The organism is Arthrobacter sp. 24S4-2, from assembly GCF_005280255.1.
Taxonomy (GTDB): domain Bacteria; phylum Actinomycetota; class Actinomycetes; order Actinomycetales; family Micrococcaceae; genus Arthrobacter.
The window spans coordinates 5,073,665-5,092,361 of the sequence record NZ_CP040018.1; the positions used below are offsets into that span (position 1 = coordinate 5,073,665).

Below are 18,697 nucleotides of genomic sequence, written 5' to 3' on the forward strand. Positions count from 1 at the left end.
TTTAGACCTCCAACACGCTGAACACGCCGCCCTGCGGGTCTTGGAGCGTGGCCACGCTTCCGGCGTCCTCGTCGTCGGGGTCACCCTCCGGTTCGATCAGGACGATGGCACCCGCGGCGACAGCGGCGGCCACCGCGTCCGCGACGCTGGAGACGCCAAAATAGACCTGCCAGCCCGTCTGCAATGCATGCTCGTCCGGCTCCGCTTTGTCCCCGTTGCCGGCGGGGTACTCCGGCTCCGCACCCCAGAACTCCGCCTCGTCCTCCTCGTCGGCATCGTCGGCATCGTCCGCCGGGAGCGCAGCGATCCCTGCCACCTCGGCCGAGTCCACCATCAGCGTGGTGTACGTGCCGCCGTCGTCCTGCGGGTACTCGGTGACGTCATGACCGAACAGCTGCTGGAAGAAAGCGACGGCGGCCTGGGGCTCCGGGGTCAGCAGCTCCGCCCAGGCAAGCGCGCCGGGCTCGTTGTAGCGGGCGGCGCCGGTATGGGTTCCGGGCTGCCAGACCCCGGTGGTGCCGCCGCCGGGAGGCGCCAGGAAGACCATGATGCCGGTGTCCCCCACTTCCTCCGGTCCGAACTCCACTGCGCCGCCGGCATGCGGGGTTTCCTCCACTATGGCTCCGGCATCAGCGGCAGCAAAGTAGATGTTCCACTGCGCGGGCGTTCCGGAGGCTTCCTGCTGCGGGTTCTGCGGCGCGATGACGGTGACGAGGTCATCGCCCAGGAAGGCCTTCGAATAGCTGCGCCCGTCCGGGGTGGGCAGATTCTCGTAGCGCCAGCCAAACACTGCCGCATAGAAGGTCTTGGCCGCGGGCACGTCCTTGGTCTGAAGGTCGGCCCAGCAGATCTCACCCGCCTTGAACGTGGTGCGCCCGGTCACTGGGCTGCCGTGCTTTCGGCGGCCATGATGCTGAAGGCGGCCCCGTTCGGGTCCGCGAGCACGGCCAGACGGCCCACGCCGGGGACGTCGAATCCGGGAACGTGGACCTGCCCGCCGAGCTCGGCCGCACGTGCCGCGGCCACCTCCACATCCTCAACCTTGAAATAGGTCATCCAGAACGGCGGCCCGCCTTCCATCGGCGGCTTCATGGCCCCCGCCACGGGCTTTCCGTCCACGATGAAGTTGGTGTACTCGCTGAGCTCGCCCGCCGGCCCCGTCTGCGAGGTGCATCCGGTCACGGCCTCATAGAACGCGACGGCCCGGGGCACGTCGGCGGTCTGCAGCTCACTCCAGACCATGGTGCCGGGTTCGTCCACCAGTCCGGACCCGATATGGGACCCCGCCTGCCAGAAACCGACCTGGGCCCCTGTGGGATCCGCCGCAAAGAACCTCCGGCCGCCGCCGTTCTCGACGTCATCAACCGGATACACCAGCGTTCCGCCTGCCTCGGTGACCTTCGCGGCGGCCTCATCGGCATTGTCCACGGCAAGGTAGCTGGCCCAGTAGGAGGGCATGCCGGCAGCTGCCATGTCCGGCATCTGCTGCATCATCCCGGCTACGTAGCGGCCCTGCAGCCTTGCCATGTAGTAGGTCATCTCCGGCCGCGCGGGCATGGCGTCCAGCTCCCAGCCGAACAGCTGCGAGTAGAACGCCTTGGCCGCCTCGATGTCGCTCGCAGAGAGGTCCGCCCAACACGGCGTGCCCTGCTTGTAGCTCTCAACCTCTGGCATGGAATTCAATCCCCTTCGACCGCCGATGGGCCCGTCAATGGAACAGCCCACGATCAACCTAGTACGGGGGTGCGACACTGACAACAGCCGCCCCTGACCTCTCGCCGGGCCCGTTGTAGCGCCGGCTTCGCGGGAGGACAATGGCCGCAGGGACGGTCCGCCACCGCCGAAGGACCGCCGGGATGGAGTGCGTCATGGCCAGCCGCGTGGACATTAACGGGCACCCGACCTGGGTGGATGACCGCGGCGGCCAGGGCGAGCCACTCCTGCTGTTGCACGGCGGCCTGGGCAACAGCGACGACCTGCTGAACAGCATGGGTCCGGGCTTGTCGGAGCATTTCCGTATGGTCGCCTTCGACCGGCGCGGCCACGGTTACACCGCGGACACCGACGCCGACTTCCACTACACGGATATGGCCGACGAGACGGTGGCGGTGCTTGAGAAAGTCGTGGGCGGCGCGGCCCACCTTGTGGGATGGAGCGACGGCGGCATCATTGCGCTGCTCGTGGCACTCCGCCGGCCGGACCTGGTCCGCAAGCTTGTGGTGATTGGCGCGAACTACCACTTCGAGGGCACCGTGCCCATGGACATGGACCCGGAGTCTCCCGTGGCACAAGAACTGGGGAACGCCTACATCGAGCGGTCTCCGGACGGGGCAGCCCATCTGGAAGCCGTCATGGACAAGAGTTTCAGGATGTTCCGGTCGGAGCCGACGCTTACAACAGCTGACATCGCCAGAATCAGCATGCCGGTTCTCGTTGTCGCGGGCGACGATGACATTGTGGGCCTGCCGCACACCGTGTCCCTCTACGAAGCCCTGCCCGATGGACAGTTGGCGGTGGTTCCCGGCGCCTCCCATGGGCTTCCCCTGGAACAGCCGGAAACCGTCAGCCGCCTCATCCTGGATTTCCTGGCCGGATCCGCGCCGCCCCGGACACTCATGCCGGTACGGCGCGCCCGGGCCGCTGGTTTGTGACAGCAGAAAGGCCCGTTCGGGTACGCCGGATTCCGGCGTACCCGAACGGGCCTAATAGCTGAGGTCGGCACCGGGGTGCCGGAAAAGAAGAGCCGACAAGCCGCACGGCTCACTGTGGTGAACGGTACGACGGCGGCACGCCACTGGCTGCCTTACGGCAGGTTCAGTGGGCGAAAACTAGCCGATTCGACGGGTGTCAACCTCGTCGTCGTCTTCTTCCAAATCGTCCGCGTACTTATCCACATAAGCCGAATAGTCCGGCTCAACCGGCTCATTCGTGAAACGGCTCGGTGCACGACCCTCAGAGCTCTTGAGCTCACGCTGAAGCGCAGAGTAGTCAGTGTTCGGGGAATAGTACTTAATATCCCGAGCCTGCTTGGTAGCTTTTGCCTTTTGACGGCCGCGCCCCATGGCGTGACCCCCTTTTGTACTCGGACCGGAGGTGGTCACCATTGGCGTTAGTGAGGCCCCGGAATGTTTGGTCAATTTGTCGTACACCTAGATTACATGCTTTCAGCGGTAACTGCTCGCCGGCTCGGCCCCCCGGAGCAGTGTTCCCGCGTTTGCGCAGGTCGCGGCCATATCCGGCCCGCCGTTTTTCTTCGGTAGAGTCGTTTGATCGGCTCCGCCCCAGCAGCCGCATCCGGGCAGGCCCGCCGAGGAAACAGACACCGGGAAGGGTGAATCCTCAAGTGAATGACGAGAACACACCAGGCACCAGTGCCGGAAATCACGGGACATCTGCGGGCAAGGGATTGCCTCCGGTCCCGCCTCCGCCCTCGCGGCCTCCCACCAGCAGCCTTCCCGTTCAGCCGCCGGCCGTTACGGACGATCCCACGCCCAGTGACAACCCGTCCCATGACACCCCGCCGGCCGAGCGAAAGCAGACCCTCCTGAAGGCCGGCTTGGTGGTAGTCGGGCTGGTTCTGATCGGGTTCCTCATCTGGTGGCTCACGGCCCTGCTCGCCAGCAGCAACGAACAGGCAAACCAGGGCCCCGCGCCGGCGGCGTCGGGGTCCTCGTCCCCGACCGCGCAGGCCACCCGAAGCCAGCTCCCGCAGGATGGGGTGGGCGCCCTGGACTACCAGCTGGGCGACTGCTTCGAGAACTTCGATCCCGAAGCCACGGAATCCCGCGTTGTGGCGTGTACCACCGGTCACTCGGCACAACTGGTGGCCGTGCACCGGTACGCGGAATCGGACTCCTACCCGGGCATCGCCGCGCTGCGCGAGAAGGGCCGCGAGATTTGCCAGAACGCCGCGCTGACAGACGCCGTGGCCAACTACGTCCTCCTTCAGCGCAATGCGTACCCCAGCGACACGAGCTGGGCACAGGGCGACCGTCGGGTGGACTGCTATGTCACAGCGGACAAGGGCAACATCATTATGGAATCCCTTATCCCGTAGGCCGGGTTCCTCTGCCTGACCCCTCTGGCCTACGGGATAACCGACTCGCTAGTCCTTTCGCCGCACGGACAGCCCGGTGCCGGCGGGGGCGCCGCCGGCGGGCCCCACCAGGGCCTCAAGCCCCGCAACGGTGAGTTCATCGACGTCGGACCCGATGTCCACCACGACGGTGTCCCCGTCGTTGATGTCGCCGGCGAGGATGGCCTTGGCCAGGCGGTCGCCGATTTCGCGCTGCACCAGCCTGCGCAGGGGCCGCGCACCGTAGGCCGAATCGAAGCCGGACATTGCAAGCCAGGCGCGGGCGCCGTCGGTCACCTCAAGGGCGAGCCGGCGCTCGTGCAGTCTCCTGCCCAGCTCGGCCACCTGCAGCTCCACGATCTGTGCGAGCTCATCCACGGTCAGGGCATCGAAGAGCACCACTTCGTCCAGGCGGTTCAGGAACTCCGGCTTGAAGGAGGCATTCACGGTGCCCATCACAGCGCTCCGCTTGGCCTGCGCGTCCAACGACTGGTCCACCAGGAACTGGCTGCCCAGGTTGGAGGTCAGCACCAGGATTGCGTTGCGGAAGTCCACGGTGCGGCCCTGGCCGTCGGTGAGGCGGCCGTCGTCGAGCACCTGCAGGAGGATGTCGAAGACTTCGGGGTGCGCCTTCTCCACTTCGTCGAGCAGCACCACGGAGTACGGACGACGGCGGACGGCTTCAGTCAGCTGGCCGCCTTCCTCGTACCCCACATAGCCCGGAGGCGCCCCGACCAGCCGAGCCACGGAGTGCTTCTCGCCGTATTCGGACATATCAATCCGCACCATGGCGCGTTCGTCGTCGAACAGGAAATCAGCCAGCGCCTTGGCCAGCTCAGTCTTACCCACACCGGTGGGGCCGAGGAACAGGAACGAACCGGTGGGCCGGTTGGGGTCGCTGATGCCGGCCCGGGCGCGGCGTACGGCGTCGGACACGGCAGTCACGGCCTTGGACTGGCCGATCAGCCGCTTGCCGAGTTCCTCCTCCATGTGGAGGAGCTTCTGGCTTTCGCCCTGCAGCATGCGTCCGGCGGGGATGCCGGTCCAGGCGGAAATCACTTCGGCAATGTCGTCCGCCGTGACTTCCTCGGCCACCATGAGCTCCTGCTTGGCGCCGCCGCCGGCCACCCGTGCCGACTCTGCCTCGGCGGCAGCGTTCAGTTCGTGTTCGAGCGCGGGAATCTCGCCGTACAGCACGCGCGACGCCGTTTCCAGGTCGCCTTCGCGCTGGGCCTTGTCCGCCTTGGAACGGAGCTCGTCCAACTTGGCCTTCAGGTCGCCAACCCTGTTCAGTCCGGCTTTTTCGGCTTCCCAGCGGGCGTTCAGGGCGGCCAGCGCCTCTTTCTTGTCCGCCTTGTCCGCGCGCAGGGCAGCCAGTCGCTCCACAGAGGCGGCGTCCTTCTCGTTGGCCAGGGCCAGCTCCTCCATGGTCAGCCGGTCCACCTGGCGCCGCAACTGGTCGATCTCCTCCGGTGCGGAGTCGATCTCCATGCGCAGGCGGGACGCAGCCTCGTCCACCAGGTCGATCGCCTTGTCCGGCAGCTGCCGCCCGGAGATGTAGCGGTTGGACAGCGTGGCGGCGGCAACGAGCGCGGAGTCGGCGATGGCCACCTTGTGATGGGCCTCGTACCGCTCCTTGAGGCCGCGGAGGATGCCGATGGTGTCCTCCACACTCGGCTCGCCCACGTAGACCTGCTGGAAGCGGCGTTCCAAGGCCGGGTCCTTCTCGATGTTTTCGCGGTACTCGTCCAGGGTGGTGGCACCGATCAGGCGCAGCTCGCCGCGGGCCAGCATGGGTTTGAGCATGTTGCCGGCATCCATGGAGCTGTCCCCGCTGGCGCCCGCCCCCACCACCGTGTGGAGCTCGTCGATGAACGTGACGATTTGCCCGTCCGAGTTCTTGATCTCCTCCAGGACGGCCTTGAGCCGCTCCTCGAATTCGCCGCGGTACTTCGCTCCGGCCACCATGGAGGCGAGGTCCAGGGCGATCAGGGTCTTTCCGCGGAGGCTTTCCGGAACGTCGCCGGCCACGATGCGCTGCGCCAGACCCTCGACGACGGCCGTCTTGCCCACCCCGGGTTCGCCGATGATGACGGGGTTGTTCTTGGTGCGGCGGCTCAGTACCTGGATGATGCGCCGGATCTCCGTGTCGCGGCCAATCACCGGGTCCAGTTTGCCCGAGCGTGCCATCGCGGTGAAATCCGTACCGAACTTCTCCAGGGCCTGGAAGGTGTTTTCCGGATCCGGGCTGGTGACCTTGCGGTCGCCGCGGACGCCCGGCAGGGCGGCGAGCAGCGCCTCATGGGAGGCGCCGGCGTCGCGCATTAACCGCCCGACGGCGTCGCTGCCGGCGGAGAGCCCCAGCAGAAGGACCTCGGTGGACACGAAGGTGTCACCGAGTTTGTCGGCTTCGTTCTTGGCATTCTGGATTGCCTGCAGCGCGGGCCGGGACAGCTGGGCCTGCTGCGTGGAACTTCCCGACGTTGCCGGCAGTGCCTTGATGGCGGTGCTGGCCTGGACACTGACGGCATCCGCATCTGCGCCTGTGGCACGGAGCAGGGCGACGGCGACGCCCTCCCGCTGGTCCATAAGCGCCTTGAGGAGATGGGCAGGCTCAACCTGCGGGTTCCCTGCCGTGGAGGCGTTCATGGCTGCTGCCGAAAGAGCCTCCTGGCTCTTGGTGGTGAATTTGGCGTCCAAAGAGAGCTCCTTTCGGGGATAGTTCAACTCTTGAAGTTGAGTGTACAACGCTCAACTTTACGGACAGCGCCATAAGGTCCATGTTTGCCGACGGCGAAATGGCTGTCTAGGGGCGATTGGCCCGAAGCGCCGGGCCCACCCCGGCAACTCTGCCCGGACATGCAGGAGGGCGGCTCCCCCAAGGAACCGCCCTCCGGCTGGCGTGGCATCCGGTGCGCCACGCAGTGACTTCATTTGGCGGACCGCCGCCCACCGAAGGCAGGCGGGCGATCCGCTGGAAACACTACAGCCCTTTTGTGGCCGTGTCACGAAAATGACAAAACCTGTCATTCGCGTGCTGAGTATTCTGGGAGCCATGGACCAGACTCGCCAAGCCGACAACCCCACCTCGCAGCACATCTTCATCGACAAGGAGAACCCGTCCGTATGGCGGGCCCTGAACGGCCTGGGCCTGAAGGCACGTGAGGCGGCTGACGAAGCCGGTATCGGCCGGGCGCTTACCGAACTCCTCAACGTCCGCATTTCGCAGATCAACGGCTGCGCCTACTGCCTGAACATGCACGTTGCCGACGCTATGAAGCAGGGCGAGACCAGCCAGCGGCTCGCCGTTCTGTCCGCCTGGCGGGACACCGCCGTGTTCACCGAGAAGGAACGGGCGGCACTGACCCTGGCGGAGTCCATCACCACGCTTCCCGACGCCCACACGCGTGACCGTGAAGACGCCTACGCCCGCGAGCATCTCAGCGCCGCCGAATACTCGGCGGTCAGCTGGCTGGTAATCACCATGAATGCGTTCAACCGCGTGTCCATCACCAGCCAGCACCCTGTTCGCCGAGAACAGCAGGAACCGGCTCCGGTTCGCCCCGACGCAACGGAAACTTCCGCGGCGCGCTAGGAACCCTGCGCCCGCGCGGACTTTACCAATCCGGCGCAGCGTTCCGGATCATCATGGTGGTGATGTCCGGGTTCCAGCGGGACATCGCGTCGTCCACAGCGCCCATCCGGACCGTTCCCGCCGGGTGGTACCCGGTGTTGTGCGTCTTGCGGATGTAGTCGGTGATCTCCTCATCGCTCTGGATGGCCTCGCCGGGGTAGAGCTCCTTGCCGGCCCATTCGGCCATCTCCGGACGGGCCTCGATCTCCCATGCCTTGCGGATGCGGGCCACCATCACACGCATATCGTGCGGATCGGTGAAGTAGCGCGGGCCCACCTTGGGCTTGTCCCGGTAGTCGCGGTTGCGGAGCCGGACCGTTCCGCGTGACCTGGCGTGCGTGAGGTTGGGCGTGAGGCAGAAGCCGTTGCCCGTCGGGAAGTCCTGGCGCAGCGTGTGCATGTCGAACGGACCCCCCAGTTTTATGAGCCTACTCACTCGTTTGGTGCCGTTTACGGCCGTTCGAGGAACTTTGCCGTGAACGTTCGGCGCCAGGAAGCCGTAGCCCGCCGCAGGCAGCGGTAGTACGATTTCTTGTGGGGCGGAGCCGCCAGCGCCGAGGAGCGTTGCAATGAAATGGATCAGGCCGGACAGCCCGGATTACGACGAATCACGGAAACTCTTCAATGCAATGATTGACCGGCGCCCGGCCGTCATTGCCCAGTGCAGCACACCCGGCGAGGTTGCCGAAGCCCTGCAGCATGCCCGCGACAATGAACTCGCCGTCGCCGTTCGCGCCGGTGGCCACTCCGTGGCTGGCGCGTCCACGAACGACGGCGGACTGGTTGTCGATGTACGCCCGATGAAGTCCATTCGCGTGGACCCGGAAAACCGCACCGTGACCGTCGGTGCCGGCGTCACCTTCGGTGAGTTCGATCGCGCCACGCAGCAACACGGACTGGCCATGACCGGCGGGCGTGCCTCCACTACGGGGGTGGCCGGCTTCACGCTGGGCGGCGGCTCCGGCTGGCTGGAACGGGCATACGGATTCGCCTGTGATCACCTGACTTCGGTGGACCTCGTCACGGCCGGCGGAGAGAGGGTAACTACCAGCGCTCAGGAGAATCCCGAACTGTTCTGGGCCCTGCATGGCGGGGGTGGAAACTTCGGTGTAGCCACGTCGTTTAAATTCGCCCTCCACAAGCTGGGCCCCACTGTCCAGGCCGGCCTGATGCTCTGGCCCGGCGACGCTGCGCCGGAGGTCAGCCGGGGTTACCGGGACCTGGCGCTCAAGGCGCCTGATGCCGTCGGGTCAGCCTTGGTGTACCTGACGGCCCCGCCGGAACCGTTCGTGCCGGAGGACATGGTGGGCAAACTGGCCGTGGGTATGGCATTTGTATTCGCAGGAGACGCAGCCGAAGGCGCGGAACAGGCAAAGCCCTACCGCGGGTTGGGTCCCGCCGTGGATCTTGTGGGCGACATGGACTACGCCGATTTCCAGTGCATGATCGATGATCCGCCCAACCTCTACAACTACTGGAGCGCCGATTACCACGACGAGCTCTCAGACGATGCGCTAGACATCATCATCGATTCAGCTCACAGCCTGCCTGGGCCGCATTCCCAACAGCTGATTGCCCGGTGGGGCGGAGCCGTGGGTGGGCCAGCTGCCGCTCTAACTCCCCTGCAGAACCGGAACGCCAACTGGGTCAGCCACCCGTTCGGCATCGAGGAGACCCCCGAACGCGGTCAGGAAGCCAAAGCGTGGGTGAAGCATTTCCGCCACGACATCGCGCCCTACTCCACGGGCGGCGTGTGGCTGAACTTCATCGGCGACGAAGGGCAGGCCCGCGTCCAGGCAGCCTTCGGAAACGAAAACTATGCCCGGCTGTCTCAGGTGAAACGCGAATTCGACCCCGACAACGTGTTCCGCGGAAACCAGAACATTCCGCCCGCCCCGGCATAGACACATTGACCGCGCCCGTCAGCGACATACGACTCTGGTAAGTGGCAAAGGCTGTTATGCGACGTGGGGAGATGACAAAGGCTGTTACGCGCCCCAGGGATGATCACGTGCTCCGATGGCAGCCCCCGGCTGTACTTCGCCACCAGCATCTGGCCGATTGCGAACCGCGCTCCCGGCTCGACCCGATCGGCCGTGCTACCCGAGGGTTTCGTCGGTGCGCGGCAGGGCCAAGCTTCGGCCGGCAGTTCAGGTTTTGAAGTACCTGTTTCGTTGTGGTTGTTGGTGGGGGTCGATGTGGGGTGGCGGGATGAACCAGGGGATGCCGGTTTTGACCTGGATGGTCCACAGTTCTTTGTGGATGAGGTGGTGGTGATGGGAGCAGAGCAGGGTTCCGTTGTCGGTGCTGGTGGGTCCGCCGTGTGACCAGTAGGTGATGTGGTGGGCTTCGCACCAGGGTGCGGGGATGGTGCAGCCGGGGAAGGCGCAGCCCTGGTCGCGGGCGGTGATGACTTTGCGGATGTGGGGCGGGAAGATCCGGGTGGTGCGGCCGATGTCCAGGATGCGGCCTTCGCTGCCGAGCAGGACGGGGATGATGCCGGCGTCGCAGGCGATCTTCCGGACGGTGGCGGCGGTGACCGGGCCGGTGAACGTGAACGACCCCGTGCCCGGGATCCCGGTGGGCCCGTGGTGCCCAGCTGTAGCGCTTCCGAAGCCGTCGAAGCCATGGTCGGTGTGGTCGCCCGCATCGCGCGGGCCCTCACCCGGGGCGCAGCTCGTTGCGGGGCCGGCGTGGTTTCCTGTGGCATCATCGTAGCCGGCGTTGTCGGGGTGGCCAGCGCTGCCGGGGCTCCCCGTGCTGTTGTAGCCGGAGCTGGTGTCTGCGGTTCGGGAGCGGTAGCGGGGTCCCTGGTTGGTGGTGTGTTCGAGGAGGTCGCGGTAGTCGATGGTGACCATGACCTGGGGCCGTAGCCCGCCCGCGGCCGGGAGGGTGCCGGTGGCGAGGGCTGCCTTGCACGCGCCGATGAGGCCGTCGAGGAGCCGCTGCGGGAGGGTGCGCAGGTCCAGATCGGCATCAAGTGCACCGCTGTTGCCGCCGGTCTCATCGCAGCTGTCCCCGGCGCCACCGCCGGTCCCGCCACCGCCGTCCGCCACTGAACCGCCGTCCGTGCCGGTTCCGGTGTCCGCCATTACGCCCGTGTCCGCCGCCGCACCGTTGGTTGTGGTTGTGGTTGTGGCTGTGTCCGCGTCTGCGTCGTTGCCCTCAGTGGTCTTGGCCGGGGTGCGGGGGTTGGTGGCGGTGTTCATGACGGTGAGGAGGGATTCGTACTGGTCGGGGGTGGCGAAGATTTCCAGGTGGTGCAGTCCGCGGCGGGCCGGGCGGAGGAACGCACCCTGGCGGCGGCGGAGTTCTTCCTCGGAAGGCTCCGAACCGTCCTGGTCGATCGCATCGGTCCACTGGCGGGCGATGCGGGTCAGGAAGTCGGTGTCGCGTTCGGCCGCGGTGCGGGTCAGTGCATGTTCCATCCGGGCCAGGGCCTCGTCCGGGGCGTGGTGCCGGACCCGGTCCAAAGCCAAGGTGATGATGGTCGCGGGACGGGAGCCGATGGTCCCGGCCGCAACGGCGGCGGCGAGTTCGGGCCGCTCAGGGGGCTCCGTGTGGCCCGTGAACCCTGTCCGGGGCAGCACCGCCGATGCGAGAGTGATCCGGCGGCGTGCTTCAGCGGCGCTGATCCGCAGCCGGGCACGGAGGAACCCGGGGGCGTTCCGGGACCCGTCATCCGCAGGATCCGGCGGGGCGGATCCCGGCCCGCCGCTGGCCGCCGGATCCCGGCCCGCCGCTGGCCGCCGGATCGCTGGCCTCAGGGCTGCTTCCCGGTTGGCCGGTTTGGCTGTCGCCAGGCCCACTGTCCGTTTGACTGGCTGACCCCGTGACCCAGCCCACCGGCTCGCGCACGGCAGTCTCACCCCATCCCGTAACCCAGCCAACCGCCGCGCCCGACCCTGCACGCGCCGCTGCTGTGGCCTGGCGCCGGCTCCGGTCCACAGCACCGGCCGCAACAACCTGCAAGTATTCGACCGTCCGGGAGACTTCCTCGACGTTGGCGGCGAAATCCGCGGCCTCACGGAAATCAAGCAGTGCGGCCTCGGCGACCACCGTCGAACTAAGGCTTCTGAGCAGCTCAAGGCTCCGGGCCAGATCACTGGCCCCGTCGCCGTCGGACCCTACAGCCGGCTGCCCGCCGTCGCACTCCGGCCGGCCGCCGAAGCAGCTAGCCGGAGGAACAGCGCGCAGGGTCCGCCTCAGCGGCTCCGGCACCAACCGCGCGTCGGAACACTCCCCGAGGCGCTTGGCCTGGTTCGGGGCGAGTTCTCCAACGGCTTCCATGGGATAACTCTGCCAAGGGGGTCAGACATTCTAATGCCTGGTATTTGGCGCAGACGAACTGGCCAGGCGTGGTCCTAAGGACCGCCCAAGGGATCCGCCCGCCGGGGCAGCGGCCGGTCACCCGTCAGGGCGTCCGCCGGTCCGGCTCCGGCCCACTGCCCATGGTCTGTAAGTCTTTCCCTGGCTGCTCTGGGAGTGGCTGGCAGTCTGGTGCTGTGACCTGGCTGGGGTGTGACTCACCCATGGTTTTGCCTCCGACCTGAGCTTTTGTCGGAGCGCGCTTTGCTTGGACATGTCCGCCCCGGACGGGCCCGCGTCGGATTCCAGATCGCCGCACCCAGTCTGATCCCCACTCTGGGGTTCGCGCAAACGTGACCAAACGCAGCTCGTTCCTAGATCGGCTTTCATAGCTCCTTGAAGTAGACGGCAACAGCAATCTGCGCGCAGCCCAGGCTTTCGTAAAGGCTGCGGGCAGGGGCATGGAACGCGTCACCTCCGGTACCGATCTCAACGATTCGAGCCCCGAGGTTCTTCATCCTGGCCATGGCATGCTCACACAGCTGCCGGCCCACACGGGCGCGCCGGTGCCCAGACGCCACGGCGAGGATGCTGATCTCGCCATGCTCCCGGGCTACGTCTATCTGCCAGCTGACGAATCCCGCGACGGTGCCCTCAACTTCGCCCACGTCCACATACTTACCGGCACCAGGGGCATGCAGCCCGGGGATAGTCCTGGCGTATTCTTCGCGCCAGTCAGCGTGCTGGACGGCGAAAATAGCCTCGCCCATCGTCGGGCGGAACGATCCCTCGTAAAAGGGCTCGAACGTGGTCAATGTTAGGGCGACGATCGTTTGCTCATCTTGAGCAGCAAAAGGGCGAATAAGCATGATGTGAGCCTTTGATCGAGAAAAAGAGGGCATAACTCAGGCCACCTACAACCAAACGGGAGGCGGGCGGTCGTTCCTCAGAGACGCGTACGCGTCAAGCAAAAGTGCTCCACGCAAGACACCCTAGACGGAGCGAGCTACTTCCTACAATCGACCACAACTTCAGGGCGCACTAGAACTCGCGGGCTCTTCCGTGCAAGGCAACTGGTCTCTTCGACCACTCACAGGACATTCCACCGACGTAGTGGCCAAGATCGCTGCTTGACGAATATAGAAGCATCCCGCACGGACCACGGGAGCCCACGGCATTAGACTTCCCCCATGGCCGTCTACCTCGATCCGCCGCTCTGGCCAGCCCACGGAACCCACTTTTCGCACCTGATCTCGGACACGTCCCTCGACGAACTGCACCGCTTCGCCGAGGCCGCCGGCATTTCGGAACGGGCCTTCGACGGCGACCACTACGACGTGTCCGAGGCCCGCTATGACGCCCTCGTGGAGGCCGGTGCGGTCCCTGTGGAAGCGCGGATCCTGGTCCGCAAGCTGATCGCGAGCGGGCTCCGCATCCCCGCCCGCGAGCGCGGCAAGGCCCTCAAGGTGCCACTGCTTAACCGCTGGAACGCCGTGCTGCCCGGACACGACGCCCTTTTCCTGGACCTCCTGGACCGGTGGGGCGAGGAGCACCGGAAGTACCACGGGCACACCCACCTGCTGTCCGTCCTCGAGGCCCTGGACCTGCTGACAGAACCGGCCGATCCTCCCCGCACGGTACTCCTCGCCGCCTGGTTCCACGACGCCGTCTACCGCGGCATCGCCGGCCAGGACGAGGAGGAATCAGCCCGGCTGGCCGAGGACAGGCTCCTGCACGCCGGGCTGTCCGAGGACCAAGCGTACGAGGTGGGGCGGCTGGTCCGGCTCACTGCCGACCACCGGCCGGATGCCGGGGACGACGACGGCTCCCTCCTCTGCGACGCCGACCTGTCCGTCCTCGGCAGCGAACCCAGGCAGTACGCCCGGTACCTCAGCGCCGTCCGGGAAGACTTCGCGCACATTGGCGACGACGACTTCGCGGCCGGGCGGGCCGCCGTCGTCCGTCACCTCCTGGAACTGGACCCGCTGTTCAATACGGCCCGCGGCCGGGACTTGTGGCTGGATTCTGCACAACGCAACCTCCAAGGCGAACTCAACCCAAAAGACGGGCCCGCGTGAGCGAGGTGCCCGCCGCGCACCGGCAGCTGCCATTCACGGTCCGCTTCGAATGGGGTCCCGACGGCGCCATGGCCGTGGGGCCCGGGGCCGAACTGGCCGTGGTGGTGGACGTCCTGTGCTTCACCACCTGTGTGAGCGTCGCCGTGGACCGCGGAGCCGAGGTGCTGCCCTACCGGTGGAAAGACAACACGGCGGCGGAGTTCGCCGCGGAGCAAGGGGCGGTGCTGGCCGGCCGCCGCGGCGGGCCTGGCGTGAGTCTGTCTCCCGCCAGCCTGCGGGACGCGCAGGTCCTGGACCGGGTGGTGCTGCCCTCGCCCAACGGCTCCGCGCTGGCCCACTCCCTGGCGGGAGAGGTTCCCCGCGTGGCGGCCGTCTGCCTGCGTAATGCCCGCGCCACAGCGGAATGGGCTGCCCGGAACCTGCCGCCGGCCGCGGTGATCGCCGTCGTTGCGGCCGGCGAAAGATGGCCCGACGGCGGACTTCGCCCGGCGCTCGAGGACCACCTGGGCGCCGGCGCCTTCCTGGCCGCCCTCCCCAAGTACCGCAGGGCAGGCTTTTCCCCCGAAGCCCGCTGGGCCATGGAGGCGTTCCTGGCGGCGGAGCCGGACCTCGCTGAATCGCTGCTGGAATGCTCCAGCGGACGGGAGCTAGTGTTCGCCGGCTACCAGGAGGACGTGGAAATCGCAGCGGAACTCAACGGGAGCGCCGGCGTCGCACTTCTCGACGACGGCGCGTTCCGCCGGCCGTAATACCCGGCGGAAATCGCGCTTGGAGAGAGCTCCCTCCCCCAGGAAAGCGCCCCGCCGGAAAGCGAACGCCCTGTCGGCGGGGCGGCTCAGCCCGCGCTGCCGATGTGCTCGGCCAAACGGTCGAGGGACTCGCCCCAGCCGGCGCCATGCCCGTCGCGGTTCTCGTTAGTGTCGAAGGGCCCCTGGGTGAAAGTCATCCGGGTGGTGTCCGGGCCTGTTTCCTCGAGTTCGAAGGTCACTTCGGTTTCGAAGCCCCGGGTTCCGTCCGCGTTGTCCCAGGCATGGGTAAACACGAAGCGGTGCGGGGGATCGATTTCGGTGTGGATCCCGCTCCACCAGAGCTTCTCCCCGGTGGCTTCCCTGATCATGCAGGCGCGGTACATGCCGCCTACTTCAAAGTCGGCCTCGATGGTTTCCCTCGGCGTGTGGAAGCCGCGAGGACCCCACCACGCCGGAGCCTGGTCAAGGTCCGTGAGCGCGGACCACACCACGCGGATGGGCGCTGCGAAGTCGCGGGTGATCACCAGCATGGCGTCATCCGGCGCCGAGGGCTGCGAAGAAACTTCCGTTGCGGATCCTGCTTTGTCAACCATTTGACTCATCCTCGGTTTCCTGGGATTGGATTCTCTTGAGGTGCGCGTCCAGGCGGTCGAAGCTGGAGTCCCAGAACCCGCGGTACGTGTCCATCCACTGGGTGGCTTCCCGGAGGGGACCGGCCTCAAGGCGGCTGGACCGCCATTGCGCGGAACGGCTGCGGGAAATCAGCCCGGCGGCCTCCAGTACCTTCAGGTGCCTGGAAATGGCCGGGAGGCTGATCTCGAACGGCTCCGCCAGCTCGCTGACCGTGGCATCGCCGCTGGCTAGGCGCGCCAGGATTGCCCGCCGCGTAGGATCTGCCAGTGCCGCGAAGATCATGCTGAGCTGATCAGCCGCCATCGCATATAACCTATCCGTTAATTAACTAATAAGTTAAATATGGACCGGACAAGCGCCGGCGTCAAGCCCCTGGAGCAGGCCGCCGGGCTCAGGCTCCTCCGGGGCAGACTCCCGGGGGAGCACGCCGCTTGGGGCGGGCCGCTGCGGGGCAAGCGCCTTAGCGATAGCTGCTGATGAACGGCCGGTCCGTGGGCACGATCTGTTTGCCGAGGGGCATCAGCGAAACCGGGATGAGCTTCAGGTTGGCGATGGCCAGCGGGATGCCGATGATGGTGACGGCCATGGCGAACGCCGTCACCACATGGCCGATCGCGATCCAGATGCCGGCGACCAGCAGCCAGATCACGTTGCCCATCAGCGCAAACACGCCATTGCCGCCCGGCTTGTCCACAACCATGCGTCCGAACGGCCACAGCGTGTAGGAGGCAATCCGGAAGGATGCGATGCCCCACGGGATCGTCACGATAAGCAGGCAGCAGATGACCCCAGCGAGGAAATAGCCCAGGGCCAGCCAGAGTCCGCCGAATACCAGCCAAATGATGTTGAGCAATGTCTTCATAATGCCATTCTCCCCCGCGGCCGGCCCCTCCGGGCTCGGGGTTTGCCCTGAATCGGCCCTGAAATCGGGCCGTTGCACCGCAGTACTTGGCCGGACCCCTGTCTTTACGAAATCCTTACGCCGGCATCCCATAGCTGCGCGGCGGCGCTAGCGCATACTGTTGGCAGCGTGCCGGGGAAAGGCCACCGTCACGCCCCGGGGCCTTCCGGAGAAGGAGACGCAGCCGTGACCATAGTTGATAACGCCGTCTATGTGGACGGCAGGCGCACAGCCGATCCGGAGGGGCTGGAAGAGACGTACTTCCTGCTGCGGCAGCGTGAGGGCATGGCCTGGATCGGGCTGTACCGGCCGGACGCGCACGAGCTGCGCTCTGTTGCCGACGAATTCGACCTCAGCCACTTGGCGGTGGAGGACGCCCTGACCGGGCACCAGCGGGCGAAGCTGGAGCACTACGGCGATACCCTGTTCCTGGTGCTGCGCCCCGCCCGCTACCTCGACGACGTCGAAAAGGTCGAGTTTGGCGAGATCCACGTTTTCGTTGGCCAGGATTTCGTGGTGACCGTCCGGCATGCCGAGTCACCGGACCTGGCACGCGTCCGCCGGCGGATGGAAGGTGAACCTGACTTCCTGGCGCTGGGACCGGACGCGGTGCTGTACGCCATCCTGGACCAGGTGGTGGATGAGTATGAGCCTGTGGCCGCCGGGCTGGAAAACGACATCGACGAGATCGAGGATGACCTCTTCAGCGGCGACCCTGATGTCTCACGCCGGATCTATGAACTTTCCCGCCAGGTCATCATGTTCCAGCGCGGAACGAGTCCACTGGCGGGCATCATGCAGGCCCTCATCACGGGATCGCACGAGCACCGGCCCGGGCCGGAGCTTCAGGACCACCTCAGGGACGTCCTGGATCACGTCCTGCGCCTGGGCGAACGCACCGCGTCCTTCCGCGCCCTGCTCCAGAACGCACTCACGGTTAATGCTGCGTTGGTGGCGCAGCGGCAAAACGATGAAATGCGGCGCCTGACTGAATCCAGCTTCGCCCAAAGCGAGCAGGTTAAACGCATCTCCTCCTGGGCCGCCATCCTCTTCGCACCTACCCTGGTGGGCACCATCTACGGAATGAATTTCCGCACCATGCCCGAGCTGGACTGGATCTTCGGCTACCCCATGGCCCTGGGCCTGATGGCCGCCATGGGCGTAGCCTTGTACGCGGCCTTCAGGCACAACAAATGGATCTGACCGCGGTCCGGGCCGCCCTGGCCGAGACTGCCCGCGGGGCCAACGTTCCCGGAATGTCACTCGCGGTTGTATCGCGGGACCGGGTGCTCTATTCCGGCGGCACCGGCTTTGCTGACCTGGCTTCGCAATCTGCCGCAACCGCAGACACGGCGTACCCCTGGTTTTCCATGACGAAGCCCGTAACAGCCACCGCAGCCCTGCGGCTAGCCGATCAGGGGCTCCTGGACCTGCACGCCCCCGTCCACGAGTACGTCGCCTGGCTGCGGGCCCCCGGCCGGGCCCAGCCCACCATGTGGCAGCTGCTGACGCATTCGTCCGGGCTGGGCAATCCGCTGCCGGTGAAATGGGTCCATCCCGCGGGCTCCCCGGGGCCGGACCAGGAGGAGATGCTGCGGAAACTGATGGCCCGCCGCCGCCCGTTCCGCCACAGGGTGGGCGGAACGGGCCACTATTCCAACGTCGGCTACCTGGCCGCGGCACAGATCATCAGTACGGTGGCCGGCGAGCCGTTCCAGAGCTACGTCCAGCGAGAAATCCTCACACGGCTGGGCATGGCCGCAACTGCGTTCTCCTCCCTGCCGGGGCACCAAGCGGCCACCGGCTACGTTCGGATCCCCCGGCCGCTGACGCCCCTTCTGGCCGGCGTCCTGCCCGCAGGTATTGTCGGCCCCAGGCACGGCGGCTACTCCTCGCTCAACCCGTTTCTGGTTGACGGGGCCGGTTACGGCGGCCTGTTTGGCAGCGTGTTGGATGCCGCCACATTCGCCCGGCTGCACCTCAATGACGGGCTGGCGGCACCTCAAGGAACAGCCTCCGCGCCTGAGGGACGCCGCGTCCTGCAGGAATCCACTGCACGGACGATGCGCGATATCCACGTCAAAGGGAAGCGGTTCGACCACTCCGCAGGCTGGTTCCGGAAACACACCAAGGGGCCCCAAGGTTCCTACGTGGAGCACTTCGGCACCGGGCTGGGGTTCTGGAACATCATGCGGCTCTACCCGGAACGGGGCAGGGGAATGGTGATTATGTCCAACAGCACCTCGAGCTATGACTACGCCGCGCTGTTTTCGCTGATCCTCCGCATGCCCTGAACCTGAGGACTCCTGCCCCAGCGGC

18 protein-coding genes and 1 pseudogene are annotated in these 18,697 nt (G+C 66.4%); 8 read left to right on the forward strand and 11 right to left on the reverse strand.

Going from position 1 to position 18,697, the window contains the following annotated elements:
- Position 1: 1 nt before the first annotated feature.
- Entirely contained in the window at positions 2-883 is an 882-nt protein-coding gene (locus FCN77_RS23580) for a VOC family protein (protein WP_137324233.1), read from the reverse strand.
- A complete protein-coding gene (locus tag FCN77_RS23585; RefSeq protein ID WP_137324234.1) occupies positions 880-1,674 on the reverse strand; it encodes a VOC family protein in 795 nt (264 codons plus the stop codon). The genes FCN77_RS23580 and FCN77_RS23585 overlap by 4 nt, the downstream gene beginning before the upstream one ends.
- Before the next feature lie 194 nt (positions 1,675-1,868).
- On the opposite strand from FCN77_RS23585, the gene FCN77_RS23590 reads away from it, so the two are divergent.
- Positions 1,869-2,651 carry an alpha/beta fold hydrolase gene (locus tag FCN77_RS23590; RefSeq protein WP_137324235.1) on the forward strand — a complete coding sequence of 261 codons (783 nt, stop codon included), beginning with the start codon at positions 1,869-1,871 and terminating at the stop codon, positions 2,649-2,651.
- A gap of 177 nt (positions 2,652-2,828) precedes the next feature.
- Here FCN77_RS23590 and FCN77_RS23595 read toward each other — a convergent pair whose 3' ends face one another.
- Positions 2,829-3,062, reverse strand: a complete 234-nt coding sequence (locus tag FCN77_RS23595) for a DUF3073 domain-containing protein (RefSeq protein ID WP_137324236.1) — start codon at positions 3,060-3,062, stop codon at positions 2,829-2,831.
- 281 nt (positions 3,063-3,343) lie between these two features.
- Here FCN77_RS23595 and FCN77_RS23600 point away from each other — a divergent pair, with 281 nt between their 5' ends.
- Positions 3,344-4,057, forward strand: coding sequence for a septum formation family protein (locus FCN77_RS23600; protein WP_175417374.1), 714 nt, complete (start codon positions 3,344-3,346; stop codon positions 4,055-4,057).
- Between the two features lie 48 nt (positions 4,058-4,105).
- Here FCN77_RS23600 and clpB read toward each other — a convergent pair whose 3' ends face one another.
- A complete protein-coding gene (clpB, locus tag FCN77_RS23605; protein WP_137324238.1) occupies positions 4,106-6,775 on the reverse strand; it encodes an ATP-dependent chaperone ClpB in 2,670 nt (889 codons plus the stop codon).
- 355 nt (positions 6,776-7,130) lie between these two features.
- Here clpB and FCN77_RS23610 point away from each other — a divergent pair, with 355 nt between their 5' ends.
- Complete coding sequence (locus FCN77_RS23610; protein ID WP_137324239.1) at positions 7,131-7,670, forward strand: carboxymuconolactone decarboxylase family protein; 540 nt, start codon at positions 7,131-7,133, stop codon at positions 7,668-7,670.
- Here the strand turns inward: FCN77_RS23610 and FCN77_RS23615 are convergent.
- A pseudogene (locus tag FCN77_RS23615) lies at positions 7,667-8,118 on the reverse strand (GMC oxidoreductase); the annotation flags it as partial. The gene FCN77_RS23610 and the pseudogene FCN77_RS23615 overlap by 4 nt on opposite strands.
- A 160-nt stretch (positions 8,119-8,278) precedes the next feature.
- On the opposite strand from FCN77_RS23615, the gene FCN77_RS23620 reads away from it, so the two are divergent.
- The gene (locus tag FCN77_RS23620; protein WP_137324240.1) at positions 8,279-9,613 is read left to right on the forward strand and encodes an FAD-binding oxidoreductase; all 1,335 of its coding nucleotides are present in this window, start codon (positions 8,279-8,281) and stop codon (positions 9,611-9,613) included.
- Positions 9,614-9,859: 246 nt separating this feature from the next.
- Here FCN77_RS23620 and FCN77_RS23625 read toward each other — a convergent pair whose 3' ends face one another.
- The 3 genes from FCN77_RS23625 to FCN77_RS23630 all read right to left on the reverse strand — a co-directional run bounded on the left by FCN77_RS23625 (position 9,860) and on the right by FCN77_RS23630 (position 12,832).
- Positions 9,860-11,476, reverse strand: coding sequence for an HNH endonuclease signature motif containing protein (locus FCN77_RS23625; protein WP_254679061.1), 1,617 nt, complete (start codon positions 11,474-11,476; stop codon positions 9,860-9,862).
- Positions 11,388-11,999 (reverse strand): hypothetical protein, encoded by a 612-nt coding sequence (locus FCN77_RS27225; RefSeq protein WP_254678724.1) that lies wholly within the window; start codon positions 11,997-11,999, stop codon positions 11,388-11,390. The genes FCN77_RS23625 and FCN77_RS27225 overlap by 89 nt, the downstream gene beginning before the upstream one ends.
- Before the next feature lie 404 nt (positions 12,000-12,403).
- Positions 12,404-12,832 carry an N-acetyltransferase gene (locus FCN77_RS23630; protein ID WP_217496198.1) on the reverse strand — a complete coding sequence of 143 codons (429 nt, stop codon included), beginning with the start codon at positions 12,830-12,832 and terminating at the stop codon, positions 12,404-12,406.
- Positions 12,833-13,207: 375 nt separating this feature from the next.
- On the opposite strand from FCN77_RS23630, the gene FCN77_RS23635 reads away from it, so the two are divergent.
- Both FCN77_RS23635 and FCN77_RS23640 read left to right on the forward strand, forming a co-directional pair.
- A complete protein-coding gene (locus FCN77_RS23635; RefSeq protein ID WP_137324243.1) occupies positions 13,208-14,095 on the forward strand; it encodes a DUF4031 domain-containing protein in 888 nt (295 codons plus the stop codon).
- Entirely contained in the window at positions 14,092-14,844 is a 753-nt protein-coding gene (locus FCN77_RS23640) for a 2-phosphosulfolactate phosphatase (protein ID WP_137324244.1), read from the forward strand. The genes FCN77_RS23635 and FCN77_RS23640 overlap by 4 nt, the downstream gene beginning before the upstream one ends.
- Positions 14,845-14,930: 86 nt before the next feature.
- Here the strand turns inward: FCN77_RS23640 and FCN77_RS23645 are convergent, their stop codons facing one another.
- The 3 genes from FCN77_RS23645 to FCN77_RS23655 form a co-directional block, all read right to left on the reverse strand.
- The gene (locus tag FCN77_RS23645) at positions 14,931-15,437 is read right to left on the reverse strand and encodes an SRPBCC domain-containing protein (protein WP_175417375.1); all 507 of its coding nucleotides are present in this window, start codon (positions 15,435-15,437) and stop codon (positions 14,931-14,933) included.
- Positions 15,430-15,780, reverse strand: coding sequence for a helix-turn-helix transcriptional regulator (locus FCN77_RS23650; RefSeq protein ID WP_137324246.1), 351 nt, complete (start codon positions 15,778-15,780; stop codon positions 15,430-15,432). The genes FCN77_RS23645 and FCN77_RS23650 overlap by 8 nt, the downstream gene beginning before the upstream one ends.
- A 157-nt stretch (positions 15,781-15,937) precedes the next feature.
- Positions 15,938-16,339, reverse strand: a complete 402-nt coding sequence (locus FCN77_RS23655) for a YccF domain-containing protein (protein ID WP_137324247.1) — start codon at positions 16,337-16,339, stop codon at positions 15,938-15,940.
- Between the two features lie 225 nt (positions 16,340-16,564).
- On the opposite strand from FCN77_RS23655, the gene FCN77_RS23660 reads away from it, so the two are divergent.
- On the forward strand, positions 16,565-17,581 hold the full coding sequence (locus FCN77_RS23660) for a magnesium and cobalt transport protein CorA (protein ID WP_137324248.1): 1,017 nt from the start codon (positions 16,565-16,567) through the stop codon (positions 17,579-17,581).
- Positions 17,572-18,672 (forward strand): serine hydrolase, encoded by a 1,101-nt coding sequence (locus FCN77_RS23665; RefSeq protein ID WP_137324249.1) that lies wholly within the window; start codon positions 17,572-17,574, stop codon positions 18,670-18,672. The genes FCN77_RS23660 and FCN77_RS23665 overlap by 10 nt, the downstream gene beginning before the upstream one ends.
- Positions 18,673-18,697: the final 25 nt, after the last annotated feature.